The 26,606-nt window shown below is 71.9% G+C and carries 21 protein-coding genes; 15 read left to right on the plus strand and 6 right to left on the minus strand.

Annotated elements, in window-relative coordinates; all coding sequences use genetic code 11:
* Nucleotides 1–81 precede the first annotated feature (81 nt).
* Entirely contained in the window at nucleotides 82–3,363 is a 3,282-nt protein-coding gene (locus ACWCWD_RS00830) for a GH92 family glycosyl hydrolase (RefSeq protein WP_450769135.1), read from the minus strand.
* A gap of 867 nt (nucleotides 3,364–4,230) precedes the next feature.
* Between ACWCWD_RS00830 and ACWCWD_RS00835 the strand changes: the two genes are divergently transcribed.
* From ACWCWD_RS00835 to ACWCWD_RS00890, 12 genes are all read left to right on the plus strand, one after another.
* A complete protein-coding gene (locus ACWCWD_RS00835; protein ID WP_450769136.1) occupies nucleotides 4,231–6,333 on the plus strand; it encodes a hypothetical protein in 2,103 nt (700 codons plus the stop codon).
* A 76-nt stretch (nucleotides 6,334–6,409) separates the two neighbouring features.
* The gene (gene pelF / locus ACWCWD_RS00840; protein WP_450769137.1) at nucleotides 6,410–7,978 is read left to right on the plus strand and encodes a GT4 family glycosyltransferase PelF; all 1,569 of its coding nucleotides are present in this window, start codon (nucleotides 6,410–6,412) and stop codon (nucleotides 7,976–7,978) included.
* Nucleotides 7,975–9,432, plus strand: coding sequence for a hypothetical protein (locus tag ACWCWD_RS00845; RefSeq protein WP_450769138.1), 1,458 nt, complete (start codon nucleotides 7,975–7,977; stop codon nucleotides 9,430–9,432). Before pelF ends, ACWCWD_RS00845 begins: the two co-directional genes overlap by 4 nt.
* Nucleotides 9,433–9,617: 185 nt before the next feature.
* Complete coding sequence (locus ACWCWD_RS00850) at nucleotides 9,618–10,619, plus strand: GDP-mannose 4,6-dehydratase (protein WP_450769140.1); 1,002 nt, start codon at nucleotides 9,618–9,620, stop codon at nucleotides 10,617–10,619.
* 112 nt (nucleotides 10,620–10,731) lie between these two features.
* A complete protein-coding gene (locus ACWCWD_RS00855) occupies nucleotides 10,732–11,445 on the plus strand; it encodes a nucleotidyltransferase family protein (protein ID WP_450769142.1) in 714 nt (237 codons plus the stop codon).
* Nucleotides 11,446–11,453: 8 nt separating this feature from the next.
* Entirely contained in the window at nucleotides 11,454–12,368 is a 915-nt protein-coding gene (locus tag ACWCWD_RS00860; RefSeq protein WP_450769144.1) for an NAD-dependent epimerase/dehydratase family protein, read from the plus strand.
* Entirely contained in the window at nucleotides 12,365–13,027 is a 663-nt protein-coding gene (locus tag ACWCWD_RS00865; protein ID WP_450769146.1) for a spherulation-specific family 4 protein, read from the plus strand. Before ACWCWD_RS00860 ends, ACWCWD_RS00865 begins: the two co-directional genes overlap by 4 nt.
* Nucleotides 13,024–14,016 carry an endo alpha-1,4 polygalactosaminidase gene (locus ACWCWD_RS00870; protein WP_450769148.1) on the plus strand — a complete coding sequence of 331 codons (993 nt, stop codon included), beginning with the start codon at nucleotides 13,024–13,026 and terminating at the stop codon, nucleotides 14,014–14,016. The genes ACWCWD_RS00865 and ACWCWD_RS00870 overlap by 4 nt, the downstream gene beginning before the upstream one ends.
* 127 nt (nucleotides 14,017–14,143) lie before the next feature.
* Nucleotides 14,144–14,533 carry a hypothetical protein gene (locus ACWCWD_RS00875; protein ID WP_450769150.1) on the plus strand — a complete coding sequence of 130 codons (390 nt, stop codon included), beginning with the start codon at nucleotides 14,144–14,146 and terminating at the stop codon, nucleotides 14,531–14,533.
* A gap of 10 nt (nucleotides 14,534–14,543) precedes the next feature.
* Nucleotides 14,544–16,127, plus strand: coding sequence for a peptidoglycan-binding protein (locus ACWCWD_RS00880; RefSeq protein ID WP_450769152.1), 1,584 nt, complete (start codon nucleotides 14,544–14,546; stop codon nucleotides 16,125–16,127).
* Nucleotides 16,099–16,632, plus strand: a complete 534-nt coding sequence (locus ACWCWD_RS00885; RefSeq protein ID WP_450769154.1) for a protease inhibitor I42 family protein — start codon at nucleotides 16,099–16,101, stop codon at nucleotides 16,630–16,632. Before ACWCWD_RS00880 ends, ACWCWD_RS00885 begins: the two co-directional genes overlap by 29 nt.
* Nucleotides 16,633–16,678: 46 nt before the next feature.
* On the plus strand, nucleotides 16,679–17,089 hold the full coding sequence (locus ACWCWD_RS00890) for a hypothetical protein (RefSeq protein WP_450769156.1): 411 nt from the start codon (nucleotides 16,679–16,681) through the stop codon (nucleotides 17,087–17,089).
* An 80-nt stretch (nucleotides 17,090–17,169) separates the two neighbouring features.
* Here ACWCWD_RS00890 and ACWCWD_RS00895 read toward each other — a convergent pair whose 3' ends face one another.
* Together ACWCWD_RS00895 and ACWCWD_RS00900 are read right to left on the minus strand one after the other, a co-directional pair.
* Nucleotides 17,170–18,612, minus strand: a complete 1,443-nt coding sequence (locus ACWCWD_RS00895; RefSeq protein WP_450769158.1) for a sensor histidine kinase — start codon at nucleotides 18,610–18,612, stop codon at nucleotides 17,170–17,172.
* A complete protein-coding gene (locus ACWCWD_RS00900) occupies nucleotides 18,609–19,313 on the minus strand; it encodes a response regulator transcription factor (protein WP_450769160.1) in 705 nt (234 codons plus the stop codon). The genes ACWCWD_RS00895 and ACWCWD_RS00900 overlap by 4 nt, the downstream gene beginning before the upstream one ends.
* Before the next feature lie 122 nt (nucleotides 19,314–19,435).
* Between ACWCWD_RS00900 and ACWCWD_RS00905 the strand changes: the two genes are divergently transcribed.
* A complete protein-coding gene (locus ACWCWD_RS00905) occupies nucleotides 19,436–19,984 on the plus strand; it encodes a hypothetical protein (RefSeq protein WP_450769162.1) in 549 nt (182 codons plus the stop codon).
* A gap of 263 nt (nucleotides 19,985–20,247) precedes the next feature.
* Here ACWCWD_RS00905 and ACWCWD_RS00910 read toward each other — a convergent pair whose 3' ends face one another.
* From ACWCWD_RS00910 to ACWCWD_RS00920, 3 genes are all read right to left on the minus strand, one after another.
* Entirely contained in the window at nucleotides 20,248–21,369 is a 1,122-nt protein-coding gene (locus ACWCWD_RS00910; RefSeq protein ID WP_450769164.1) for a lytic polysaccharide monooxygenase auxiliary activity family 9 protein, read from the minus strand.
* Nucleotides 21,370–21,642: 273 nt separating this feature from the next.
* A complete protein-coding gene (locus ACWCWD_RS00915) occupies nucleotides 21,643–22,581 on the minus strand; it encodes an aldo/keto reductase (RefSeq protein ID WP_450769166.1) in 939 nt (312 codons plus the stop codon).
* Complete coding sequence (locus ACWCWD_RS00920) at nucleotides 22,578–24,476, minus strand: hypothetical protein (RefSeq protein WP_450769168.1); 1,899 nt, start codon at nucleotides 24,474–24,476, stop codon at nucleotides 22,578–22,580. The genes ACWCWD_RS00915 and ACWCWD_RS00920 overlap by 4 nt, the downstream gene beginning before the upstream one ends.
* 161 nt (nucleotides 24,477–24,637) lie before the next feature.
* Here ACWCWD_RS00920 and ACWCWD_RS00925 point away from each other — a divergent pair, with 161 nt between their 5' ends.
* Both ACWCWD_RS00925 and ACWCWD_RS00930 read left to right on the plus strand, forming a co-directional pair.
* Nucleotides 24,638–25,513 (plus strand): amidohydrolase family protein, encoded by an 876-nt coding sequence (locus ACWCWD_RS00925; protein WP_450769170.1) that lies wholly within the window; start codon nucleotides 24,638–24,640, stop codon nucleotides 25,511–25,513.
* Nucleotides 25,514–25,557: 44 nt separating this feature from the next.
* A complete protein-coding gene (locus tag ACWCWD_RS00930; protein ID WP_450769172.1) occupies nucleotides 25,558–26,547 on the plus strand; it encodes an acetylxylan esterase in 990 nt (329 codons plus the stop codon).
* The last annotated feature ends 59 nt before the right edge of the window (nucleotides 26,548–26,606 follow it).

Below are 26,606 nucleotides of genomic sequence, written 5' to 3' on the forward strand. Positions count from 1 at the left end.
CGACGCACCCCGGGGCCGGTCCCACCGCGCGAGCGGCGGGACCGGCCCCGGGGGCGTGGTCGGTCCTTCAGGACGGACGGGTCAGGCGGTGGCCACCGCGAAGATGTGGATGATGCCGCCGTTGGTGGTGGAGGGCAGCGTCACGCTCGCCAGCCGCTTGCCCGCCTGGAGCGCGATCGGCGCGGAGGAGAAGACCTCCGTGCCCACCGGGTCCTTGCCGCCGCCCTGGACGTCGCGGTACGCGGTGTGGACCGCGACCGTGTTGCCGTAGGAAGGCTGCTGGGAGCCGCCGCCCAGCGTCCAGTCGCTGAAGCCGATGTCGGCCTGCTGCGTGGTGCCGTCGGTGTACGTCAGCGTCAGCTTGCCGGTGGCCGCACCCTCGGCCGCGCTGCCCAGAAGGCTCAGCTTCGTGTCGCCCTCGGCGGAGGGGACGTTCAGCACCTGCGGGGTGGTGCTGGTGACCTCGATGTTGTCGGGATCGCCGGCGCCCGCCTTGGGCCAGGTGAAGTCGAAGCCGTTGGACGAGACCGTACCGCCCGGCGTCGTGCCCGCGGCGGCGAGCGCGGCGGCCGAGTAACTCCAGCCCTCACCGTCGAAGTTGGCCTGCGGGTTCGTGTCGTCGGTGGAGATGCCGGTGCTGTTGCGGTTCCACAGCACCCCGTTCTTCTCGGCGACGGTCACCGCGACCGAGGTCTTCGGGAGCTCGGCGCCGTCGGACGACTTCAGCGTCACCGGGATCGTGTAGTGACCTTCGGTCGCGCCCGCCGCGGCCGACACGGAGAGCTTCGCGCTCACCGAACCGCCCGCCGGGACGGTGAAGTTCCCTGCCGAGGGCGTGACGGTGACACCGGCCGGAGCCGTCGCCGTCCAGTGGACCGAGGTGGCCTTGGTCTCCAGGGTCTGCACCTTGACGGTGGTCTCCGCGCTGCCCGAGCCGGGCTCGATCTTCACCTGCTCCGGAGTCGCGCCGGTGAAGTACTTCACGCCGCCGCCCGGGAAGGACGGCGGGGCGTCGGCCGCCGCGCTGCCCCAGGAGGTGTCCGCGGTGGCGCCGAGCGTGTAGTCCAGCGTGCCGCCGCGGGTGACGAAGGAGGCCGGGACCCAGGTCTTCTCGGTCTTCTTGCCGTCGACCTTCAGGCCGTGGATGTAGGAGTTGGCCGACGAGGCGGCCGGTGCCTTGATCGTGATGGTCTTCCCGTGGCCGGTGTGCACCACCGCGTGCGGGAACAGCGGAGCGGTGAGGACCAGGTCGGCGCGGCTGGGGTTCTGCGGGTACATGCCCAGCGCCGAGAACACGTACCAGGACGACATGGTGCCGGCGTCGTCGTTGCCGGGTATGCCGCCCGGGGTGTCGGTCCACAGCTGGTCCACCTCGGCGCGGACCGTCTCCTGCGTCTTGTACGGGGTGCCGAGGTAGTTGTACAGGTACGGGGCGTTGATGTCGGGCTCGTTGGTCGGGTCGTACCGGGTGGCGTCCTTCGCCGTGAAGTCGAACTTCCCGTCCGGCGTACGGAAGAAGGCGTCCAGCCGCTTCACCGTCGTGTCGTTGCCGCCCATCGCGGCGGAGAGACCCGCGATGTCCGAGTAGACCATCCAGGTGTACCGCGCGCTGGATCCCTCGACGAAGCCGGTGCCGGTGCCCGGGGTGAAGGTGCCGACCCAGGTGCCGTCGGCCTTGCGGTCACGGATGTAGCCGCCCGCGGGGGTGGCGTTGGCGTCGAAGACGTACGACCAGCTGCCGGAGCGCGCCAGGAACTTCTTCGCGTCCGCGTTCTTCCCGGTCTGCCGGGACAGCTCGGACAGGCCGTAGTCGGCCGCCGCGTCCTCCAGCGTCTCGGCGGCGCCGCCCCAGCAGTGGCAGCCGTCCGCCGGTACGTAGCCGAGCTCCAGGTACTTGTCGAGCGCGGGCCGCTGGCCGACGCACTCGACGTTGCAGCCCGAGCTGTCGGAGTCGTTCGCCGTCGGCACGGTGGCCGCCGTCACCAGCGACTTCAGCGCCCCCTTGACGTCGAAGTCACGGCCGCCGAAGGCGTAGATCCCGGCGACCGCCGCGGCGGAGGGGTCACCCGACATCACGCTGGTCTTGCCGTTCTCCAGCAGCCAGCGGTCCCACTCGCCCCCGCGCTGGCTCGCGTAGTTGTAGAGGGACTGGGCGTAGTCGCTGCCGGCCCGCGGGTTGATCAGGGTCATCAGCTGGACCTGCGCGCGGTACTGGTCCCAGCCCGAGAAGGTGCCGTACTGAGCCTTCTGCCCCTTGGCGAGCTTGTGCGGCTTGAGGTCGGCGCCGAGGTAGCGGCCGTCCACGTCGCTGGTCAGGGTGGGTTCCAGCATCGAGTGGTAGAGCGCGGTGTAGAAGGTGGACCGCTGGGCGTCGGTGCCGCCGCCCACCTCGATCGTCTTCAGCGCCTTGTTCCAGGTCTTGGCGGCCTGCTTCCTGACGGAGTCGAACGTCTTGTGACGCCCGTTCTCCGCGCGCAGGTTGTCCTCCGCGTTCTGCGGACTGACGTAGGAGACGGCGACCTTGGCCTCGGCCTCGGTGGTCCCGTCGGCGAAGGTGACGTACGCACCGGATCCCTTGCCCGCCACCGGGTTGCCGGAGGAGCTGTACCCTGTACCGCCGGACGCCGAGGTGGAGCCCGGCTGGACGGTGTCGTCCGTCCAGGTGCCGACCTTCGCGAAGTCCTTGTCGAAGTGGGCGGTGAAGTAGAGCGTGTAGAGGTCCTTGCGGTTGTTCGCGCTCTGCGGGCCGCAGAAGTTGCCCGCGGTGACGGAGCCCGTCACCGTCCGCCCGGCCTTGTCGATCTTCACCGTGGCCGCGGTGCTGCCGCTCTCCGAGTTCGAGGTGCGGAAGAGCATGGTGGCGGGCTTGTCCGCCGGGAAGCCGAACTGCCCCGTGCCGGTACGGGCGGTCGTGGTGAGCGCCGCCGAAGCGCCGCTGGCCAGACCGACCTTGTAGTAGCCGGGGGTGGAAGTCTCGTCGGCGTGCGAGAAGTTGCTCGCGTACTTCGCGTCGGTGGCGTCCGAGGTGGGAGAGGTGTCCACGTCACCCACGTACGGCATGATCGGGATGTCGCCGTTCGCCCCGGAGCACCCGACGCCGTTCAGGTGGGTCAGGCTGAAGCCGCGGATCTTCGTCGCGTCGTACTGGTAACCGCCGGGAGCGGGTGTCGAGACCTGCTTGCCCCGCGAGTTCTGCGGGCTCCAGGCCAGCATGCCGAACGGCTGCACGGCGCCCGGATAGGTGTTGCCCGCGTTCGCGGTGCCGATCAGCGGGTGGACGTACGACACCGGGTCCTTGACGGTGTCGTACGAGGAGGCCGCCGATGCGGGGATGGCTGTGACGGCCAGCCCCAGAGCGGCCATGGCGGTCACCGCGACGCAGCGAGAAGCTCTGAGCCCGGGGTGCGTCCGACGGTTGTGCGTGTCTGACACCGATCCTGCCCTTCGTGTGTGACGGACGGTCAACGGGCGGGAGCGGGAGCACCGTTGCCTGCACGGGCCAACCTGTCCCGACAACGTTGTCAACGACGGGAGGATGCTCCTCCTGCCGCACCCGGGTGTCAAGGTCCCGCGGCGCCTTTGATCGTTTCGCCCGCAAGGGCCGCCCCGGCGTGGGTTCCGGCGTATACGGGGCACACCTCGCGGCGGTGCCGGAGGGGGCGGCGCCGGAGGGGCGGCGCCGAAGGGTGCGGGGTGAGTCACCGCGCGGGTGGCCGAAAGGCTTCGGCCACCCCGGCGGCTTCCTCCGCCGCGCGCGGGAGGCGTAGCCCTCGGGCGTGCGATTTCGTACCCCTGGAGAACGCCTGCCCGGCGCGGAATAGTAACTTCCGTTTCTGGAGGCAGTTTTGAGGCTGGCCGAAAATCGACGACCCGTCGTTCCGTACAGGTCTAGTCCACTGGCGGTGGCGTAGGCGGACTGATGTCTTCCGTATGGCGGCCGACCCCTGCCCTGCACGGCCGACAGCGCTTTCACGGGCAGCGGGAACTGTCTCCCGGGTGGCCGTGGAAGGGGTTGAAGGGGGCGATTGCGGGCGTGCGGGTGTCGGCATTTTTCCGCCAAGTGCCGCAGCATGGTCACGAAAGCTACACACATCCCTCACCATTAGTGCGACGGATGCGTGACGACCGGCCTCTGAGGGGGACGCCGGCGTCGCGGCAGGGGGTGCGTCCGCTCCACGGCTGTGCCCGGAGCCGTATCCACCCCTGCACGAGGAGGGGAAACACAACCGCATGAAGCGGACCATACGCACGGCCGCGTTCACGGCCGGCGCGCTCATTGCCGCGCTCGGCCTGCCGGCCGGAGTCGCGCAGGCCGACACGGCCACACCCCGCGTGGACCTGAGGGTGCTCGTGGTCACCGACGGCGGCCCGGCGGCCGAGGCCATCGAGGCCGAACTCGACGGCGAGGGAACGCCGTACACCGAGGTCGACCTGAACTCCGCGTCCCGTCCGGTCATCGACGCCGCGTTCCTCTCGGACACGGTGGACGGCCGCCCGCGGGCCAAATTCCAGGCAGTCGTGCTGCCCAACGACAACCCGTTCGCCACGGGTTCGGCGGAGATGGCCGCGCTGACCACGTACGAGCAGACCTACGCGATCCCCCAGGTGGACGCCTACACCTACGCGCGCCCCGAGGTCGGCCTGCAGTACTACGTCTACGGCGGCTACGCCGGCAGCCTCGACGGTGTCACCGCCGGGGTGACCGACGCGGGCGGCGACGGCCCGTTCGGCTACCTCGACGGATCGGTCCCGTTCGAGGACAACGACGCCTCGGTGAGCGAGAGTTACGGATACCTCGCGGTTCCCGTCGAGGGCGCCGACTTCACCACCTACGTGGACGCCCCCGTGCCCGGCTCGACGGGCCGCGCCTCCCTGGTGGGCGAGTACCGGCACGACGGACGGCGCGAACTGGTCGTCGGCTTCGTCTACAACCAGTACCAGCAGCAGTTCAAGCTGCTGGCCCGAGGCATCGTGGACTGGATGACGGACGGCGTCCACCTCGGCGCGTCCCACAACTACTTCGCGGTCCACGTCGACGACATCTTCGCTTCCGACGACCGCTGGAACAGCACGTACAACTGCACGCCCGGCGACGTCGACTGCTCCGTCCCCGGCGCCACCGAGTCGACGATCCGCATGACCCCCGCGGACGTGGACTACGCCACGTCCTGGCAGGAGACGAACGGCTTCACCCTCGACCTCGCCTACAACGCCCTCGGCAGCGAGGACTACAAGGAAGAGCACGACGGCCAGGATCCGCTGCTCACCTCCCTGGTCGCCGACAAGAACGACTTCCGGTGGGTCAACCACACCTACTCGCACGAGTTCCTCGGCTGCGTGCAGAACACCACCGTCGTCCCCTGGGTGTGCGCGACCAACTGGGACGGCTCCACCAAGTGGGTCTCCCAGGCACAGATCTCCAGCGAGATCTCGACCAACGCGGCCTGGGGACAGGCGAAGGGCCTGCCCATCGACACCTCCGAGCTGATCACCGGTGAGCACTCCGGCTTCTTCGTCACCCCGCAGCAGCCGGTCGACAACCCGAACCTCGCCCCCGCCTTCACGGCCAACGGCATCCAGTGGGCCGGCTCCGACAACTCCCGCGACCCGCAGCAGCGCCAGGTCGGCTCCGCGCTCACCGTGCCCCGCTACCCGCTGAACATCTACTACAACGCGGGCACCAAGGCCGACGAGGTCGACGAGTACAACTACATCTACGGCAGCCGGGCCCAGGGCGGCAGCGGCATCTGCGACGACAACCCCGCCACCACCAGCTGCCTCGCGTCCCCGCTGTCCACCACCACCGGTTTCGACGACTACATCGTGCCGCTGGAGAGCCGCCAGGCCCTCGGCCACGTCCTGGGCAACGACCCCCGGCCGCACTACGTGCACCAGTCCAACCTCACCGAGGACCGGCTGCTCTACCCCGTCCTGACCTCCGTGCTCTCCCAGTACCGGGCGCTCTACGCGGACAGCGCACCGGTCGTGAACCTGCGTCAGAAGGACATCGGCGCCGAGCTCCAGCGCCGCGCCGCCTGGAAGAGCGCCCTGTCCGCCGACACGGTGACCGCGTACCGCATCGGTGACGACGTGACCGTCGAGGCGCCCTCGGGCACCCGGGTCCCCGTCACCGTGCCGACCGGCACCACCCTCGACGGCTCCGCGTACGGGACGGCCTACGCCGGCGAGCGCTCCGGCTGGACGGCGTCGACGGGCACCGCGCTCGCCCTGGCCCTGCCCTCCACGGCCGTCACGGCGCCCACCCCGGCCGGTCCGGCGGACACCACGTCCACCGCCCCCGACACGACGATCCCCCCGGGTGTCACCGAATAGATCGCGTACGTCCCCGGTGGGGCCGGTGCGATCCGGCACCGGCCCCACCCCACTCTTCGGCCGTGGAGCCCCAGCGATGCACGTACAACAGGGCAGGCGCCGCACCGGCGCGACGCACGTCACCCTGCTCACCGAAGGCACCTATCCGCACAGTCACGGCGGCGTCAGTGTCTGGTGCGACCAGCTCGTCCAAGGAATGCCCGACATCGACTTCGACGTCATAGCCGTCACCGGCACCGGACGCGAACCGCTGGTGTGGGACCTGCCCACCCAGGTGGCGCGGGTCGACTCCGTCCCGATGTGGGGAGAGCCGCCGCAGGGACAGGCCCCGCGCGGCCGGGCCCGGGCCCGGCTCTCCGAGGCATGGGAGCGGTTCCTGACCGCGCTCGTCGACCCGTCCGCCGAGAGCGGGTTCGCACCCGCCCTCTACACCATGGCGCGGGCCGCTTCGGCCGGCATGCTCAGCCCGTTCCTGCGCGGGGACACCGCCATCGGCGTCCTGACGTCGGTGTGGAAACGCCCGGGGCTCACCATCCGCGAAGCCGAACCGAGCGTGCACGACGCCCTGACCGCCGTGTCGCTCCTGGAACACGCGCTGCGCCCGCTGTCCGCGAAGCCCCCCGAGCACGGGGTGGCCCACGCGGTCAGCGGCGGAGTGGCGGTCCTGCCCGGCCTCGCCGCCCTCGAACGGCACGGCGTCCCGCTGCTGCTGACCGAGCACGGCGTCTATCTGCGCGAGCGCTACCTCGGCTACCGCACCGCCCCCTACCGCTGGCCGGTGAAGGCCGTCGTGCTGGGCTTCTTCCGGCTGCTCGCCGAGGAGACCTACCGGCGGGCCTCCCTCGTGACGCCCGGCAACCGGTACAACCGCCTCTGGGAGGAACAGGGCGGCGCGGCCCCCGAGTCCATCCGTACCGTCTACAACGGGGTCGACCCGGCCGCGTTCCCGATGGCCGGACCGGAGCCCCTGGAGCCCACGCTGAGCTGGGCCGGACGAGTCGACCCGATCAAGGACCTGGAGACGCTGATCCGCGCCTTCGCCCTGGTCCGCGAGCGGATGCCGGACGCCCGGCTGCGGCTGTTCGGCGGCACCCCGCGCGGCGGCGAGGCGTACCGGGAACGGTGCCAGGCGCTCGCCGCCGAACTCGGCCAGGGCGACGCGGTGGTGTTCGAGGGCCGCGTCGACGACATCACGGACGCCTACGCGGCCGGGAACGTCGTCATGCTCTCCAGCATCAGCGAGGGCTTCCCCTTCACCCTGATCGAGGCCATGTCCTGCGGGCGGGCGACCGTCTCCACGGACGTGGGCGGCGTACGGGAGGCGGTCGGCGACACCGGACTCGTGGTGCCGCCGCGCGACCCCGCCGCGATGGCCGCGGCCGCACTGGAACTGCTGGGCGACCCCGGCCGGCGCCGCACGATGGGGGAGGCGGCCCGGCTCCGGGTCGTCGAACAGTTCACCCTGCGGCAGACCGTCGACACCTTCCGCGCGATCTACCTGGAGCTGCCGACCCTCGGCCGGCACCAGCGGGACGCCGGCGAGGCCGTCGCAGCCCGGCCGAAGGGCGCGCGGGGCGCGCACCGCCGTACCGCGACGGGCAGCCACGCCGCCGTCCCCGCCGGACCGAGGAGCATGGCCGGATGAGCGGGCCGATATCCCTCGAACCGGGCGGCTCCGAGCAGGAGACCCTCGCCCTGCGGCTGGCCGACACCCGCCGAAGCGCCCGCAAGGTGTCGGACGACCACACGATGCTCCTCGACACCCGCCGGATCGCCCGGCGCGTCTCGCACGACCGCACGATGGCCCTGCGGATCCTCTCCTTCGAGCCCGACGAGGAGGCCGTCAGCATGCTCGCGGCCGACCTCGCGGACCGGATCGGGCCCGCGGTGCACCCCTACGAGGTCGCCGCGCTGCTGGAGTCCGAGGGGCTGACCGCCTCGCTGATCCACGAACGCTACGGCCATCCCAACCTGTTCTCGCTGGCCACCGCGCTGTACGAACGGGTCCCGCGCACGTTCCCGCAGCCGGCCCTGCCGGACGACCCGTGGCGGCCCGACACCCTGCGGTGTCTGCTGCGCGGCGCGCTCTTCGCGCTGCCCGGTCTGGCGTTCCTGCTGACCGCGCCGCTGTGGGACGCGGGCGGGCACACCGCGGTCCTGGTGGTCGCGGGTCTGCTCTCCTGGGCCTGGGGCCAGGCGCTCGGCCACCGGGCGCATCTGCGGATGGCGACCGGCCGCCGCGAGGCGGGCCGCACCCTGCTGCTCGGCGCGCCTCTGGGGGCCGTACTGGCCACGGCCGCGGCCGGTGTTCCGGACGGCTTCGGCCCGGTGACGCTGGTGGCGGGGGCGCAGTCGGTGTACCTCGCCGCCGCCGGAGTGCTGCTGGTGCTGGGCCGGGAGCGGCTGCTGCTGGCCGCGCTGAGCCCGCTGATCGCGGGAGCGGTCGCCCTGCCCTGGTGGGAACCGGGGCGAGAACTGCGGGCCGGGCTGCCGCTGCTGGCGCTGCTGGCCACGCTGGTGGTGTGCGGGGTGGCGCTGCGGGGCTGCCTGCGCACACCGCCGGAGCCGACGGGGCGCCGTCCGAAGCTGGTGTGGTCGCTGCCGTACGGTCTGCTCGGCCTGGCGGCGGGCACGCTGGTGCTGCTGGAGGGCACGGTCAACGCGTACGCCGTGATCGTGCTGACGGTGAGCATGGGCCCGGCGGAGTGGCTGCTGTACCGCTACCGGGGCATGTCGGTGAACGCGCTGCGCGCCGCGGCCACGCCCGCCGGATTCCTGCTCCGCTCCACCGGCGTGCTCGGCGTGTGCCTGCTCGTCTACCTGGGGCCGCTGTACCCGGCCGCGCTCCTCAGCCACGCGGATCCGGCCACGCTGCTCACGCTCGCGGCCACGCTGTGGACCGCCCTGCTGCTGCAGGCGTTCGGCGCGGCCTGGCCGGCCGCGACGATCTGCGTCCTCGCGGCCGCCACCGCGGCGTTCGTCACCCGGCTCGGACTGTCGCCCGGCGCGGCGATCCTGCCACTGAGCTGTAGCGCGGCCGCGCTCCTGCTGATCGTGTGCGTCCTGCGCATGCTCGGCCGCCCGTCGCCCCACGCCTGACGGCCCGCCTCACCCCACTGCCGCCGGGGCCGGCCCGTCGGCCGGTCCGGCACGTCCGTACGACCCGTGCCGCCACCGCGCAGCGCACCACCGTGGCGCACCACCGGCGAGCGCACCACTACGACGTACCGCCACGACGCACCACCACCGACACCTCGACCCGACACACCGGAAGGAACACTCAGTTGACCTCCGCACCACTCGCCGCCGTCACCGGCGCCGAAGGATTCATCGGCTCCCACCTCACCGAGGCGCTGGTCGCCCGGGGGTACCGGGTGAGAGCCATGGCGCAGTACAACTCCTTCTCCTCGTACGGCTGGCTGGAGACCCTCCCCGCCGACGTGCTCGACCAGGTCGAGATCGTCCTCGGCGACGTCCGCGACCCCGGTTCGGTCCGCGGCCTCCTGGAGGGCGCCGACCTCGCCTTCCACCTCGCGGCGCTCATCGCGATCCCGTACTCCTACCGGGCGCCGCACAGTTACGTGGACACCAACGTCACCGGCACGCTCAACGTGCTGGAGGCGGTCCGCGCCCTCGGTACGCCCCGCCTGGTGCACACCTCCACCAGCGAGACCTACGGCACCGCGCAGACCGTGCCGATCACCGAGGACCACCCCATCAACACCCAGTCCCCGTACGCCGCGTCGAAGGCGGGCGGCGACCGTCTCGCCGACAGCTACTACGCGAGCTTCGACACCCCCGTGGTGACGCTGCGCCCGTTCAACACCTTCGGCCCGCGCCAGTCGATGCGCGCGGTCATCCCCACCGTGATCGGCCAGGTCGCCGCCGGCGAGACCACCATCACGCTGGGCGACCTGCGTCCCACCCGCGACTTCACCTTCGTCAAGGACACCGCCCAGGCGTTCCTGGCAGTGGGCACCGCCCCCGCCGAGAAGGTCGTCGGCCGCACCCTGAACGCCGGTACCGGCGGGGAGATCTCGGTCGGCGACCTGGTCGGCCTGATCGGCAAGGTGATGGACGTCCCGCTCGACGTCCGCGAGGACGCCGCCCGTATCCGGCCGGCCAACTCCGAGGTGATGCGCCTGGTCGCCGACGCGAGCCGGCTCGGCGAGGCCACCGGCTGGCGGCCCGCGCACACCCTGGAGGAAGGGATCGCGCAGACCGTCGAGTTCTTCCGCGAACCGGCCAACCTGGCCCGCTACAAGACCGGCATCTACAACATCTGACTCATCGTCAGGTCCGAAGGCGTGAACGCGCCTCCGACGACGTGAACGCGTCCGACGGAGAGCACGCGTCCGACGACAAGAACGTCCGACAAAGAGAATGAGGGGGAACACCATGCACGTCGTGATCCTGGCCGGTGGCAAGGGTGTACGGCTGCGGCCCTACACGACCGCGCTGCCCAAACCGCTGGTACCCATAGGCGACCAGCACACGATCCTGGAGATCGTGCTGCGTCAGCTCGCCAACGCCGGCTTCACCTCCTGCACCCTGGCCATCGGCCACCTCGGCGAGATCATCCGCGCCTATGTCGGCGACGGCTCCCAGTGGGGCCTGCGGATCGACTACGCGACCGAGGAGAGCCCGCTGGGCACCATCGGCCCGCTCCTCAACCTGCGCGACCGGCTGCCCGAGACGTTCCTGGTGATGAACGGCGACGTCCTCACCGACCTCGACTACGCGGAGGTGCTCTCCACCCACCGCTCCGCCGGCGCCCCGCTGACCATCGCCACCTACGCCCGCAAGGTGCACATCGACTTCGGTGTCCTGACCACGGACGACAGCAGGGTCGTCGCCTTCACCGAGAAGCCCAGCATGGACTACCGGGTCTCGATGGGTGTCTACGGCGTGTCCCGGTCGACCCTCGACACCTACACCGCCGGCCTGCCGCTCGGCTTCGACGAACTCGTCCTCGACCTGCTGAAGGCCGGAAATCCGCCGCACGCCTACGAGTTCGACGGATACTGGCTGGACATCGGCCGCCCGGACGACTACGACCGGGCCAACGCCGAATTCACCACCCGCAAGTCGCTGCTGCTCAAGGGAGCCTGACCCCCGCCATGCGCATTCTCGTCCTGGGCTTCACCGGCTTCCTGGGCGGCCACGTCGTCGAGCACCTGCGCACCCTCCCGGGTGTGCGGGTGTTCGGCGCGGGCCGCTCCGAGGCCGCGGAGTTCGATCTCGACCTGGCCGGCGACAGCGTCAAGCGGTTGGCGAAGACCCTGGAAGCGGCGGCACCGGACGCCGTGATCAACTGCGCCGGAGCCACCGGCGGCGACGCGGTCACCCTCGCGGAGGTCAACTCCCGTGGCACCGCCGCCCTGTGCGCGGCGATGCAGCTCGCCGCCCCGACCGCCCGGCTGGTACACCTCGGATCGGCCGCGGAGTACGGACCCGGCACGCCGGACGTCTCCGTCACCGAATCCGCCCCCACCCACCCGCTCTCCCCGTACGGCGCCACCAAGCTCGCCGCCACCGTCACCGTGGCCACTTCGGGGCTCGACGCGGTGGTCCTGCGGGTGGGCAACCCGGTGGGCGCCCGCGCCCCGCTGGCCGGACTCCCCGGCCGGATCGCCGCCCTGCTGCGGGCGGCCGAGGGCGACCGGGGCGCGGTGCTGCCGCTGGGCGACCTGTCGGCGTACCGCGACTTCGTGGACGCCCGGGACGTGGCACGGGCCGTCGGCCTCGCGGTGATCGCCGAGGGGCCGCTGCCGCCGGTGCTGAACATCGGCGGCGGACGGGCCGTGCCGGTACGGTCCTTGGTGTGCCGACTGGCCGAACTGGCCGGATTCCAGGGGCGTACGGAGGAGAGCTCCGACGGATCCACGCGCTCCGCGGCGGTGTCCTGGCAGTGCTCCGACATCTCCCTGGCCGCCTCGGCACTGGACTGGCGGCCCGCACACTCACTCGGCGATTCGCTGGCCGACCTGTGGGCGGCCACCGCGCCGCACGGCGAGGGCGACAGCGCGCCGTGAGCCTTCTCGTCCCCCTGTACGTGCACCCCGCCGAGGACCCCGGCGCCTGGCACCGGCTGATCACGGCCGCCGACCGCACCTACGGCGTGGTGCTCAACCCGGCGAGCGGCCCCGGGACCGCGCCGGACCCCGCGTTCGCCGCCGCCGCCGAGGCGCTGCGCGCGGCGGGCGCACTGCTCCTCGGCTATGTCGACACCGACTACGGCACCCGCGAACCGGACCTGATCCTCGCCGACTTCGACCTCCACCGCGAGTGGTACGGGGTCGACGGCTGCTTCCTGGACCAGGTGACCTCCACCTCGGAGGACCTGTCGGCGTGCCGCCGGCTGGTGCGCCGGGTCAGACGGGCCGGGGCGCGGACGGTGGTGCTGAACCCGGGGGTCCAGCCGGCCCCCGGCTACACCCGGCTCGCCGACCTCACCGTCACCTTCGAGGGGCCATGGTCGACGTACGTCTCGGCCTTCACCCGGCCGCCCAGGGCGGGCAAGGAAACCACGGACCGGCTCTGTCATCTGGTCTACGGGGTACCGGAGGCCCTGGTGCCCCTCGCGGTACGCACCGCCACCGAGCGGGGGGCCACGGTGTGCGGGCCCGTAACGGGCGAACTGCCCAACCCCTGGGCAGCTTTGTCGCCCGCACTGACCGGGAAGGAACGATGAGACACACCACCACGGCGACCTGGCGGGCGGCCCTCGTGGCGCTGCTGACGGCGGCGGCGCTCACGGCGTGCGGCGGATCGACGGACGAGGACCGGGCCGGGGGAGAGGGCGACCGGCCCGGCTCATCCGGTACGGACGCGTCCGAGCAGGCCCCGCACGCCTCCCGGACACCCACGACGACCGCGACCCACCGGCCGTCGCCCGCGCCGCCCTCGGCCTCCCCGAAGCCCGGACGGCCCACCCCTTCGGCGTCCGGGAAGGGCGGCTCCACCGGCTCCGCCCGGCCCGCCGGCTGGTGGCGTCCGAAGCCGGGACTGGACTGGCAGTGGCAGCTCGACGGCCGGGCGGACCAGTCGGTGGACGTGGCCGTCTACGACATCGACGGCTTCGAGAACTCCGCCGCCGACGTGGACCGCCTGCACCGGGCCGGCCGCAAGGTGATCTGCTACATCAACGTCGGCGCCTGGGAGGACTTCCGGCCGGACAAGGCCGCCTTCCCCGCGTCGGTGCTGGGCTCCGGCGACGACTGGGACGGCGAACGCTGGCTGGACGTCCGGCAGATCGCGGTGCTGCGGCCGATCATGGCCAAGCGGTTCGACATGTGCCGTGCCAAGGGGTTCGACGCGGTGGAACCGGACCTCGTCGAGGCGTACAACAACGACAGCGGCTTCGACCTCACCGCCGGCGACCAGCTCGCGTACAACAGGATGATCGCGAAGCTGGCGCACGAACGCGGCATGGCCGTGGGCCTGAAGAACGATCTGCCGCAGATCCCGGCGCTGCTCAAGGACTTCGACTTCGCGGTCAACGAGGAGTGCGCCGAGTTCGACGAGTGCGCCGAGCTGACGCCGTTCGTCCGGGCGGGCAAGGCGGTGTTCCACGTCGAGTACGAGGTGCCCGCGGCGGAATTCTGCGCCGACTCGCGCCGACTGGGCCTGTCCTCGATGGAGAAGAAGCTCGAACTGGGGGTGTGGCGGAAGGCGTGCTGAGGGCTGTCCCGCCCCTTCCACCCACGTATGCCGCGGAGTGGGTGATGTCGAGGAGCTGTGTGCGGGGGATGGAGGCGGCCTTCCCCCGCACGGCGGGTGTTAGCCTGCCTGCGGGTCACAATCGAACATGTACGGGGGAGACGCGGTGGGGTTCGACGGCTACCAGGTCACAGCGGGGATGACCGGCCAGGCGCAGCAACTCGACCTGGCCGGTACGGACATGGACGGCGTCAGCTCGGCCGTCAAGGCCCGCACGACGTACGCGTACGACGACGCGGGCGGCAATGACGCCGCGTCGGCGCTCAACGCGTTCGCCAAGGCGTGGGAGGCGGAGTCCAAGAACCTGGCGTCGGCGTTGCACGAGCTCGGTGGCAAGGTGCAGCTGGCCAAGAAGTCCTACAACGGTGCCGAAGGCCTGGTGAAGACGCGCATGGACAGCGTCCCCGCCGACGGCGCGACCGGCACGACCGGCCCCTCTGCGCAGGGCGGCCACGCCTCGTCCCTGTCGAGCTACTGAGGTCGGGCCGGTGTCTCTCTTCCCCTCTCCTTTCGACTCCCCTTCGGTCCGCCTCGCGACGCTGGCCGGCCTGTCCAAGAAGCTGCTCGCCGCCGGGAGCAAGAACGAGGTCCTCGACCTGATCGGCCAGGCCCTCTCGGTGCCCGAGCCGGGCGGAGACCCGGGCACGCTGGAGGGACTGGCGAACCTCTACCGCGGCCAAGTGGGGCCCCTCAGCAGTGTTTTCGACCGGGTCGACCGGGTGGGCCGCAAAGGCATACCGGAGGTCTGGGTCGGCGACACGAGCGTCCTCGCCTCCGACGCGGTGAACGCCGCCGGGCGGGCCGTGACCCAGATGAGCGAGGCGTTCCACGGCTGCGCGACGATCCTGCTGACGCTGGCCGACGCGATCGGCGCCGCGCAGCGCAAGGACGAGCAGGGCCGCGGGCAGCTGCTGGAACAGAAGCGGATACTCGGCGGCAAGGACGGGTTCTTCGACAACCTGCACGAGAACGACGACGAGGAGTGGGACCGCAAGAACGCCGCCCACTTCGGCTCCTACGCGGTCGACCTGATGCACGCCGCCGTCTCCGAGGCGCAGGAGGCCACCCGCGTCGCGGCCCGGGACCTGAACAAGTGGGCCGCCGAGGCACGGGCCGGGAAGATGGGGACCAGCGAACTCACCGCCGTCGACAAGCTGATGCTCGCCGACACCGGTGTCGCCGGCGCCGACACCGAGCTGAACGAGATCCTCACGGCCGGCGACCTGGAGCGCGCGTCGACCCGGATGGACCAGCTGAGCCTCGACGACGAGACCGCCATGGAACGGATGCTGGCGAACTCGGACAGCCCGCAGGAACGGGCCTATCTGATGAAGGCCCTGGCCGCGGGCCACAGCGTCGACGAGATCGAGAGGTTCCAGGACAAGATCCACGGCAAGGACCCCGACTGGATGCGCCGCCACCTCACTCCGGTGGTCACCGCCGGGGACAGCATGGACGACGAGGGCCTGGCACCTGACGGTTCGAACAACAACAAGGACTCCGTCGCGTTCGACGGCCAGCTGTGGATCCAGGGCGGCGACGGCTCCGAGGGCACCTGCGTGGCCTCGTCCACCGTCACCTCCCGCGCCATGGTCGACCCCCTGTACGCGCTCGAACTCACCGGCGGCCCCGACGGGCAGCAGGACGACCCCGACGCCTTCCGGCAACGGCTGGTGGAGGAACAGCACCGGCTGCACACCGAGGGCGACGGCGGCGAGAAATGGGGCGGCATGGGGCCCGAGGGGCAGGAGCGGATCAACGACTCCACCGTCGGCCGGGCCACCGGCACCGACTACCAGCGCGAGGACCTGGACAACGCCACCGACCGCAGAGCGGCCCTCACCGAAGTCGAGAAGTCGGTTGCGCAGGGCCGGCCGGTGCCGGTCGACGTTTCGGGCAAGGAGGGCGCCCACGCGATGACCATCATCGCCCAGGAAGGTGACATGCTTCAGGTGTACAACCCTTGGGGCGAGACCACTTGGGTCAGCGAGGACGACTTCATCAACGGCCACATGGGCAAGGCTTCCAACAGTGATCTCCCCAATGCGTACAGCGTCTATCTTCCGCGGTGACCGGGGCGGTGCCGCGGTCGCGGCCGTCGCGCTCCTCGCCCTCGCCGCCTCGGGATGCGACTCGGGCGGCGACCAAACGGGCGGCGGCTCCTCGGGCGTCACGAGCCACTCGGTGAAGGACACCAGCATCACGGCCGAGCCGGGGGAGCGCTTCTCGCTCACCGTCGACCAGAACGCCTCCACCCGCGAGTACTGGTACCTGGTCGACCCCGGGCCCGACAGCGCGGTGCTGGCCGACCGCGGCAAGGAGTACACGTCGGACTCCGGCGACGGGGCCACGGCCGGCGCGGGCGGCAAGCTCACCTTCACCTTCGAGGCCAAGGCCAGGGGGACCACCCGGTTCACGCTGCTGCACTGCACGTTCACCACGTGCCGGGGCAACACCTCCACGCAGCCGCCGGAGTCGGCCGGCCCCTCCGCCACCCCGACCGCGGGGACGGCCTCTCCTTCCTCGTCCCCCTCCCCGGCTCCCGAACGCATCACCTACACCGTCACCGTCAACTGAACCGCAGCGGACCAGCCAGCTGGGACGAGATAGCCGAGGCCCCGCCATGAACGACGCACCGCACCCGCCGAACCTTGACGACGACGAGCTGGCCCGGCTCGACATCACCGTCCTGCTCCGCTACGGCCTCACCGCCGGGCCCGGTCCCCGGCGCACCGCCCTGATCGGCGACGGCGCCGCGGCCGCGGCCGTCGTCCTGGACCGCCTCGGCACCGAGCCGCGCTCGGTCGCCTTCCTCGCCGACACCGTGCGCGCCGGGGGACTCGCCCGCGCCGCGGAGCTGCCCGAGCCCGTGCCCGGCCGGGAGGCGGCCGTCCTCGTACACGAGTGGCTGCGCACCGGCGCCGAACTCGCGGGCGGGATCACCGCCGACGACACCGCGGCGACCTGGCTGCGCGCCGTCGCGACCATCGTCGAACTGAAGCAGCTGACCCGAGCACGCGGCCAGAACACCTGATCCGAGCGGCCGTCGACCGTGCGTGCGGGCGCGGCTGGAGGGTGCGGGTGCGGGCCGGTGTGGGGCGTCCTCGCGTGCCGTCACCGGGATTTCGGGACGGTCCTGCCGGACACCCGGCGGGAGACGACGCCCCAGCGGGAACCCGCACCCCGCCCGGCCGACGAGCGCCGCCTGCCCCTTCCGCTGCTCCGGCCCCCGTGCCCGGTCCCCGTGCCGCTCCGCTGTATGCGCAACCGCATCTCGGCCCCGCCCAGCACACTCGTCCCGACCCGGATGTCGCCGCCCGTCGACTCGGCGAGGCGCCGCGCGATGTCCAGGCCCAGGCCGGTCGAGCCCGCACTGCCCGACCCCTTGCCGCGTTCCAGCGCCGCCGCCGGGTCGAGGATGCCGGGGCCGGCGTCGGAGACCAGGACGAGCACCGCGTCGTCCCCGCTGTGCACGTCGACGGCGAACGGGGTGCCCTCCGGCGTGTGCCGGAAGACGTTGCCGAGCAGCGCGTCGAGGGCGGCGGCCAGGTCGGCGCGGGACACCGGGACGGGCACCGGCAGGCCGATTCCGGCGACGCTCGCGGTACGGCCCTGGTCCTCCGCCAGGGCCGACCAGAACGCCATCCGCTCGCTGACCACGTCGGCCGCGTCGCACCCCGCTGCCTGCCCGGCCGGCCGACGCGGCGCGGCGGCGGCCTGCCGGGCGGTACGGATGATGGTGTCCACCTCCCGTTCCAGCTGCGCCACCGCCGCCCGGGTCTGCTCGGCGGCCGGGCCCTCGCCCAGCGAAGCGGCGTTCAGCCGCAGCACGGTCAGGGGCGTACGGAGCCGGTGGGACAGGTCGGCGGCGCGCTCCCGCTCCCCGGCCAGCAACTGTGTCAGCTGCCCGGCCATCGAGTTGAACGCGGCGGCCGCCAGGCGCAGTTCGCCCGGCCCTTCCTCCGGAATACGGATGTCCAAGTCACCCGCGCCCAGTCCCCGGGCGCCCTCGGCGAGCCTGCGCGCGGGACGCACCGTACGCACCCCCAGCCGGTCGGCGGCCACCACGGAGCCGGCGACGAGCCCCACGCCGACCGCGGCGAGCACCACCCATGCCCTGGTGACCCCTCTGCCGACGTCGGAAGCGGAGACGTACACCTCGATGACGGCGATCTCTCCGGTGCTGACCGCCACCGGCTGGAGCAGGGCGAATCCACCGGGGACCGTCGTCGTGGACGCCCGGCCGATCCTGCGGGTCGCCTCGACGGCGGCGTCCACCGCCTGTCCGTCGCCGATGACCGCGGGCACGCTCCCCGCACGGTGCGGCAGGTGCACCGCGACCGCGGAGCGCGGAGCGGCGGCGGCGACGACCCGGCGGAGCTGGTCGGGTTCGGTGGTGATGGAGAGCGCGGGGGCCACGGCCGCCGCCTCGCGTTCCGCGGCAGAGAAGGCACGGTCGCGTGCCATCTCCCGTACGACGAGGCCGAGCGGCACCGCGAACGCCACCGCCACCATGGTCGTGACGGCGAGTGCCACCTTCGCCAGTGCCCACCTCACCCCGGCTGCTGCGCGCCGGGCGCCTCCAGTTTCACGCCGACCCCGCGCAGCGTGTGGAGATAGCGGGGCCGTGCGGCGGTCTCGCCCAGCTTCCTGCGCAGCCACGACAGGTGCACGTCGACGGTCTGGTCGTCGCCGTACCCCTGCTGCCACACCTCGGCGAGGAGCTGCCTGCGCGACACCACGACCCCCGGCATCCGGGCGAGGTAGGCCAGCAGGTCGAACTCCCGGCGGGCCAGGTCCAGCGGTACGCCGTCGAGCTGCGCCACCCGGCGCGGGGGATCGACGCTCAGGCCGCCGACCCGGAGGGGGCCCGGCTCCGGGCCGTCCCCGCCGGCCGGCCTGGCGCGCCGCAGAACGGCGGTCATCCGGGCCGAGAGGTGCTCGAAGGAGAACGGTTTCGTCAGGTAGTCGTTGGCCCCCGCGTGCAGCAGGCGTACGACCTCGGCCTCGTCGTCCAGCGCGGTCGCGATGATCACCGGTACGTCGGTGATGCCCCGCAGCATCTTCAGCGCCTCCCCGCCGTCCAGGTCCGGCAGTCCCAGATCGAGGATGACCAGATCGAAGGGCTGGTGTGCGGCTTCGCGCAGCGCCTCAAGGGCCGTCCCCACGCTGCGTACGGTGTGGGAGGCGTCGGTCAGATGCCGGATGAGGGCCGAACGGACGAAGGGGTCGTCCTCGACGACGAGCACACGTGCCATGGGCGGCACCGTAGTCGACGAACCGTCATCGCCGCCGCTCGGCAGGAGATATTGCCGGACAATACGGATGCAACGCCTGTCCGTGGTACGCCAGGCGTCCTGGTGGGGCATCATGACCCGCCATGCACAAGGCACTTCTGCACGCTCTGGTCTGGATCGTCGGCACCGGGGGCGCGGTCACGCTGTCATGGTGGGGGGTGCACTCGGTCATGACGGAGCCGGCCCTCGCACCCCCGCGAGCCCTGCCGTTCCTGTCGGCGAGTCCGAGCCCGAGTCCGGCGGCCACGACCGTGCCCCCGCCGCCCCGGACCCTCCCGCCGGTCTCCGCGCCCGCCTCCGCCCCGGCCTCCCCGCGGGTCTCCGCGACGCCACGGCGGACCACCACGCCCGAGCCGGCCGACGTGACACCTCCCGTCACCGCGCCCACCCCGTCGGCCGGTTCCGCCGACGGGCGGATCAAGGGATACGAAACGGCCGGTGGCCGGGCGGTCTTCGACCTCGGTACGACCTCCGCGACGCTCGTGTCCGCGGCTCCCCGGACGGGCTGGTCGATGCAGGTCTGGAAAACGGCCGACTGGATCCGGGTGGAATTCACCTCCGGCGCCGAACACGTATCGGTGATCTGCACCTGGCACGACGGACCGCCGTCGGTGGACGTCGGAACCTACTGACCCGCGCCCGCGGCCCTCGGCGGAGTGAACCGCCGGGAAAAGTCCGGGCTCTGCGCCCCGTCACAGGAGCGCAGAGCCCAGCGGCCCCGGCCAGGTGGTGCTGGACACCCGGCCGGGGCCCGTCCGTCACCGGCGACCGCACGGCCCCTCAAGGAGCCGGATCAGTGCCCGGTTCAGCGCCTCGTTCAGCGCCTTTTTCAACGCCTTTTTCAACGCCTCGTTCATCGCCCGAAGTTCAGCGACCGAAATTCAGCGCCCGAGGTTCAGCGCCCGAACGAGGCACGGTTCGAGCGGCGGCGCAGAGAGGCGAACAACGCGCTGGTGCCGACGGCCACGGCCGCCGCCCCGCCGATCGCCAGGTACGGGGTACGGCTGTCCCCACCGGTCGAGGCGAGTGCCTCGCCGGCGACCGACCCCCCGGCCGGACCGGAACCGGAGGGGGCTGCGGCGGCCTCGGAGGCCGTGGCGTCGGTGGCCGGGCTCGCCGCGGCGGCGGTCGCCGCGGGCGTGCTCCCACCATGGTGCGCAACGGCACCGGTGTCGGTACCGGTTCCCGTGCCTGCGGCCGGCTGCGCCCCGGTCGCCTCCGCGTTGGTGGCCGCGTCGTCGTCCCCGTGGCCCTGGTGCTCCACGGACGAGTGCTCGGCGCCGGCCTCGATCTCCGCCTCCGACGGGGCGGAGGCGGCCGGGGCGGCGGCGCCACCGCTGGAACTCTCCCCGCCGAACACCACGTCCGAGCAGGCGTAGAACGCTTCGGTGGAGTCCGAGCGCTGCCAGATGGTGTAGATCAACTGCCGCCCGGACGCCTGCGGCACGGTCCCGTCGAAGAGGTACGAACCGTCCGTCAACTGCGGGTCGGTCGCGGTGGCGAACGGCTTGTCCTGAAGGTCCGCCCAGGTCAACGGCTTGGTCGGGTCGTAACCTGGCTTGGTGAGGTAGAGCGAGAAGGTGCCCTTGTGCGGCGCGGTGGCCCGGAACGCGAAGGTGTGCTTGCCGGAACTCATCGGCGAGGAAGGCCAGTCGGCGCGCGGCAGATCGAGCCCCTTGAACTTCTCGTTGCCGGCGCTGCACAGCTTCCCGTCGGGAATCACCTCCCGGTGCCTGCCCCCCACCGCGGCCAGGTTCACGCCGTTCCAGTCGTACAGCGCCTGCGTCCCACCGGCCGCGACGGCGGCCTTGCAGGCGGCGGACTTCGGGTTCTCCGGCCCCTCCGCGTAGCACGCGGAGACCCGGCTGACCGGGTCCGTGAGTGTGCCGTGCGCGGCGGCGGGGCCGGCCAGGAGCACCGTCAGGGTGACGGGGGCGACGCCGAGAGCGAGAACGGGCGCGACCCGGCGGGCGAACGTGGGGGTGAGTGCGCGGGCGGCGGTCGGGATGAAACCCATGGTGGCAGTTCTCCTCGAACAGGGGGGAGGGCACGAGGCCCGGTCGGTACGCGGCCGGCCCTGTTCGCGGGGATGTACCAGCGGGGCGGGCCCGGCGCCGTGAGCAGCAAACTAGCCGCCCGGAAAGCCGATTCCGGGGCCGGAGCCGTTCTCTGGAACATGCTTACGACTCTCTTAAGGAAGGGTTAGGGGAGCCATCAGGAAAGCGGTCGGAAACCTTCCGGAAGGGCGTCGGCCTGGCAATCCTCCGCCGCGGTGCCGCGCCGATACGGTTCACTCCCCGTCGGGCACCAACTCCGGCGGAACGAAACCTGCTTCACCCAACCGCCGCCACAGCGCGTCCGGGACCCGGAACCGCGACGCCGCCGCGTTCGCCGTGACCTCGGCGGCCGACCGGCAGCCGACGACGACCGACGCGACGGCCGGATGCAGGAAGGGGAACTGGACCGCGGCCGCGGCCAGCGGCACCCCGTACTCCGCGCACAGGTCGCGGCACCGCCGCGCACGGGCCAGGTCCGGCTCCGGAACGGGACGGTAGTTGAACATCGCGCCGGGGGAGGGGTCGGCGAGGAGACCGGTGTTGAAAACCCCGCCGACCACCACCGAGGTGCCGGTCCTCAGACACAGCGGCAACAGTGTTCCCAGCGCGTCGTGATCCAGGAGCGAGAACCGGCCCGCGACGAGGACGACGTCCACCTCGAACTCCGTCACGTACGCGGCGAGCGGCGCACTGTTGTTCATGCCGAACCCGATCGCCCGTACCAGTCCTTCGTCCCGCAGACGGCGCAGCGCCGGGTAGGCCGTGCGCCGGACCTCGTCCGGGAAGGCGTCGGGGTCGTGCAGATAGAGCACGTCGACCGACGAACGGCCCAGGCGGTCCAGGCTCGACTCCAGGGAGGCGCGGATACCGGCCTCCGTCCAGTCCGTGACGACCTCGCCCGGCGAACCGTCGGGGTTCGGCCGCAGCAGCCAGCCCGTCTTCGTGGAGATCAGCGGCGCCGTGACGCCCGCCGGAGCCAGCAGGCGGCCGAGCCGGTCCTCCGCCTGGCCATGCCCGTAGCGCGGTGCCGTGTCGAAGTAGGTGATTCCTTCGCGGGCTGCGGCCTCCAGCACGGCCGCCGCGTCCGCCTCGGACACCTCCTCGAACAGGCCTCCCAGCGGAGCGGTTCCGATGCCCAGGCGGGGCAGGTCGAAGGGCAGCCGGACGGTCATCGCGCCTCCTGACGGAACGGAGTGCCGCAGGTGGGCCGGGCGCCGCGCAGGGTCATCGTCAGCGTCAGCCTCACCTGGGTGCCTCCGGGCAGTTCCACGCGGCAGTGGGGGCCGCCCACCTCCTCGACGGGACCGTCGTCGACCTGCGCGGTGTGCACGGTGTGTTCGGCGAAGGAGCCCGCCTGCACCACCAGCGAGCGCGCGGTACCACCGAGGTTGACCAGGTCCACGACGGTGCGCTCGGGGCGGATGTCGGAGACGAGGGCCGCCACCTCCTCGGGAAGGCCGGGGCGCTGTCCGGCCGCGTCCCAGTAACGCAGGTGCATGTGGGTGAGGCCCCCGTTGTAGAGCACCTGGGGGGAGCCGGTGGTCAGCTGCAGCAGCGCCTCGGTGACCACGGGGTTGAGGTTCTGCCAGTGGTGGATGTCGAGGACGCCGGGGCCCACCGCCGGGTCCACCGGGTCGTTCTCGATGGCCTCGACGCGTGCGGCGCAGGAGTCGAGGGCGCTGCGCAGCATGCGCTCGGGGAAGCCCGGATTCCGGCCCTGCAGGAACTCGTACCACGGTTCCTCGTGGCCTGCCTCGTCCTTGATGCGCTGGGTGTGCACCGCCGTCCAGTCCCAGTTGGCGCCGGCGCGCAGCCGCTCGATACGTTCCTGATCCGCGTCCTCCCGGCTGAAGTGCCATAGGGCGAGAGGCAGTTGGCCGGGCATCACCGTGAAGTCGAACCAGCCCTCGTCGTTGTGCCGCTGCGGGACCATCAGCGTGCGGTCGGCGTCCATCGCGTCCAGATGCGGATCCCAGCGTTCGCCCAGAGTGCCCCGGCCGTCGGCGCCGCGCTGCTCGCCCTGCCGCAGGACGGCGTCGAGCGGGTTGCGGGCCAGGTCGAGGTAGGCCGGGTCGCCGGTCAGCAGGGCCGCGTTCGAGGCTCCGACGAGGGTGGCGCTGCCCACCGGGGAGAGGCCGTGCGGCCAGGACCAGCCGTAGTGCGCGCCGTACCACCGGCCGCCCAGGTACTCGCCCACCTTGCCGCTGAGGCCCGCGTTGTCCGGCACGACGTCGTGTCCGTCGAGCCGCTCCCGCCAGGCGCCGACATACTCGGCCACCCAGTCCGCGTAGCGCTGCTCGCCGCCGAGGAGGAAGGCGTTCGTGGCCAGCCCCGTCGCGGCCAGGTTGACGATCGTGTCACCGCGGCCCATCCGGTCCCACATCGCACGGCCGTAGGAGCGGGCGCGCTCGGGGTCGGCCGCGAGCCGGTCGAAGGACGTGACGTCGTCCATCGCGTCGAGCGGCAGCCCGTACGGGCGCAGGGCGAGGCTCCACGGGAAGTACGGCTCCTCGTCGCTGAACCCCTCGCGTGGACCCGCCGATCCGTTGTGCGGTGCGCGTACGACCCGGTGCCGAGGGTCGTAGTTCGGTCCGCCGGGCAGATAGAAGTCGGCGAAGACGTTCGCCAGTTGCCGCAGCCGGCGGTCGCCGGGGTCGGCCAGGCACAGGCCGTAGAAGAGCAACAGGCCTTCGCCCTGGTGGAACCAGTCGTAGCCGCGCTCCAACCCGCCTTGGAGCATGCCCATTTCGGTGAGCTGCGCGGACACGCCGCTCCAGTGCCGCCGTGCCGCCGCCAGGAGATCGGGGCTGCCGCCGAGTACGTACAGCGTGGGCCAGTTGAAGAACGGCTCGTAGAAGTCGTCCACGCCGTCGCGGCCGTCCGGGCCCACGCCGAGCGTGTCCCGGAAGACGAGGCGGCCGTCGCCCTCGGTGTAGCGGTCGGAGAAGAGCCGCCACGCTCTGTCCTGACGTGCGAACAACTCCCGCTGGAGAGAAGCCCAGAGGGGCACTTCGGCAAGGGTGCGGGTCGCCCGGAGACCGGGACCGGGCACGGTGACGGCTGTCATCGCCCCACCTCTCCGTCCGAGTTCGAGCCACTGGTCCGTCGGTCCCTGGACATCAAGAACATCCGCCCTTCACAATCGACCATCGATAGCCGATGGTTAGACTCACCGGCACGAGTCGGCCTGTCAATACTCGGGAACGGCACCTCAGGAGGATCCCGGCCGTGATCGACTGCCATGTGCACCTGTGGGACCCCGCGCGCGGATTCCCGTGGATCCGCCCGGGAAGCCCGCATCACCGGGCGTTCCGCGTCGAGGACCTGGAAGCGTCGGCGGCGGGCACCGCGGTGTCCGGCGCGATCCTGGTCGAGGGGTCCCGCGGCGACGCCGGCGAGACGCTCGACCTGCGCGCACGGCGGACCGGCCGCCCCGACCTCGTCGCGGGGTACGTGGGAAATCTGCACGTCCACGGTGAGGGCGGCCCCCGGCGCTTCCGTGAGCTGCTGGCCGACCTGGGCGACACCCGCCCGAACGGCATGCGCATGGGCGGGGCGGGCTGGGCGGACTGCCCGGAGTCCGCCCGGGCCCTGGTGCCGGAACTCGCCTCCGCCGGGCTGGTGCTGGAGCTCAATCTGGGCTCGGGGGCGCTCAGGGCCGCGGCCGAGGTCGCCGTCCGGCACCCGGAACTCACCGTGGTCGTCGACCATCTCGGCAACCCGCCGAACCTCCGCCTGGACCCCGGGGACTGGTACCGGGACCTGGAGCGGGCGGCCTCCGCGCCGAACGTGGTCGTCAAAGTCTCCGGCCTGCTCACCCAGCAGCACGGCGTACCGCCCGAACGGATCGCGGGGCTGGTCGGGCGTGTGGTGGACGTGGTCGGGCCCGACCGGTGCCTCATCGGCTCCGACTGGCCGATCTGTCTGCCGCGCGGCAGCCGCGCGGACTCCCTGGAACTCGCCTGCCTCGGGATCGGCCGCCTCCCGGAGGACGAGCGCCGGAAGATCCTGCACACCAACGCCGTCCGGGTGTACGGCCTGGACCGGGTCCGACCCCCGTCGGACTCCCCCGAACCGATTTCTTCGACGACCGACGGAATTTGAGAATCCCACGGGCCCACCGGCCCCGACCTCAGCGGAGATGCGACATGGCCTTGTTCGACCTGCCCCTGGACGAACTGGAGCGGTACCGGCCGGTTCTGGACGAGCCCGAGGACTTCGACGCGTTCTGGCGCGAGACCCTGGACGGGCAGCGGGACTCCGCTCCCACCGTGACATTCGAGCCGGTCCACAACGGGCTCGCCACCATCGACACGTACGACGTGACCTTCGCCGGATACGGCGGGCACCCCGTACGCGGCTGGCTGCAGCTGCCCGCGACCCGCTCGGGACCGCTGCCCGCCGTCGTGGAGTACCTCGGATACGGCAGCGGGCGCGGGGCCCCGCACGAGAAGCGGCTGTGGGCCTGTGCGGGCTACGCGCACTTCATCATGGACACCCGGGGGCAGGGCGCCGAGACACCCGACCCCGATCCGGCCTCCGGCGACATCGCCGCCCCCGGATTCCTCACCCGCGGCGTGCTCGACCCGCGACGCTACTTCTACCGGCGGGTGTACACCGACGCCGTGCGCGCGGTGGCCGCCGTACGCACCCACCCCTCGGTCGACCCCACGCGCGTCGTGGTCACCGGAACCAGCCAGGGCGGTGGTATCGCACTGGCCGCGGCGGGCCTGGTCCCGGACCTCGTGGCCGTCATGCCGGACGTGCCGTTCCTCTGCCACTTCCCGCGCGCCACCACGATCACCGACAAGCCGCCGTTCGCCGAGGTCACCCAGTTCGTGAAGCTGCACAGGGAGCACGCGGGCACGGTCGCCCGCACGCTGGCGTACTTCGACGGCGTCAGCCTGGCCCGCCGGGCGAACGCGCCGACCCTGTTCTCGGTCGGGCTCATGGACCACATCTGCCCGCCCTCGACGGGGTACGCGGCGTTCAACCACTACGGCGCCGAAGGCGGAGTCGACCAGGCGGACAAGCACATACGCGCCTATCCGTTCAACGACCACGAGGGCGGAGGCCCCACGCACGAGGTCGTGAAACTCGACTGGCTGGCCAAGCGGCTGGACGGCCCGGCCCGGTGATTTCCGGGGCCTGTACCCCCGTGCATACCTCATCCAGATTCCATCGATAGGCGATGAGC

This window comes from Streptomyces sp. NPDC001493 (genome assembly GCF_053597235.1).

Coding starts and splice junctions, on each gene's coding strand:
- ACWCWD_RS00870 (WP_450769148.1), top strand. CDS start 13,024: ATGAGACACACCACCACGGCGACCTGGCGGGCGGCCCTCGTGGCGCTG.
- ACWCWD_RS00875 (WP_450769150.1), top strand. CDS start 14,144: ATGTACGGGGGAGACGCGGTGGGGTTCGACGGCTACCAGGTCACAGCG.
- ACWCWD_RS00930 (WP_450769172.1), top strand. CDS start 25,558: ATGGCCTTGTTCGACCTGCCCCTGGACGAACTGGAGCGGTACCGGCCG.
- ACWCWD_RS00830 (WP_450769135.1), bottom strand. CDS start 3,363: ATGGCCGCTCTGGGGCTGGCCGTCACAGCCATCCCCGCATCGGCGGCC.
- ACWCWD_RS00845 (WP_450769138.1), top strand. CDS start 7,975: ATGAGCGGGCCGATATCCCTCGAACCGGGCGGCTCCGAGCAGGAGACC.
- ACWCWD_RS00920 (WP_450769168.1), bottom strand. CDS start 24,476: ATGACAGCCGTCACCGTGCCCGGTCCCGGTCTCCGGGCGACCCGCACC.
- ACWCWD_RS00900 (WP_450769160.1), bottom strand. CDS start 19,313: ATGGCACGTGTGCTCGTCGTCGAGGACGACCCCTTCGTCCGTTCGGCC.
- pelF (WP_450769137.1), top strand. CDS start 6,410: ATGCACGTACAACAGGGCAGGCGCCGCACCGGCGCGACGCACGTCACC.
- ACWCWD_RS00855 (WP_450769142.1), top strand. CDS start 10,732: ATGCACGTCGTGATCCTGGCCGGTGGCAAGGGTGTACGGCTGCGGCCC.
- ACWCWD_RS00905 (WP_450769162.1), top strand. CDS start 19,436: ATGCACAAGGCACTTCTGCACGCTCTGGTCTGGATCGTCGGCACCGGG.
- ACWCWD_RS00915 (WP_450769166.1), bottom strand. CDS start 22,581: ATGACCGTCCGGCTGCCCTTCGACCTGCCCCGCCTGGGCATCGGAACC.
- ACWCWD_RS00835 (WP_450769136.1), top strand. CDS start 4,231: ATGAAGCGGACCATACGCACGGCCGCGTTCACGGCCGGCGCGCTCATT.
- ACWCWD_RS00910 (WP_450769164.1), bottom strand. CDS start 21,369: ATGGGTTTCATCCCGACCGCCGCCCGCGCACTCACCCCCACGTTCGCC.
- ACWCWD_RS00890 (WP_450769156.1), top strand. CDS start 16,679: ATGAACGACGCACCGCACCCGCCGAACCTTGACGACGACGAGCTGGCC.
- ACWCWD_RS00885 (WP_450769154.1), top strand. CDS start 16,099: ATGCGTACAGCGTCTATCTTCCGCGGTGACCGGGGCGGTGCCGCGGTC.
- ACWCWD_RS00860 (WP_450769144.1), top strand. CDS start 11,454: ATGCGCATTCTCGTCCTGGGCTTCACCGGCTTCCTGGGCGGCCACGTC.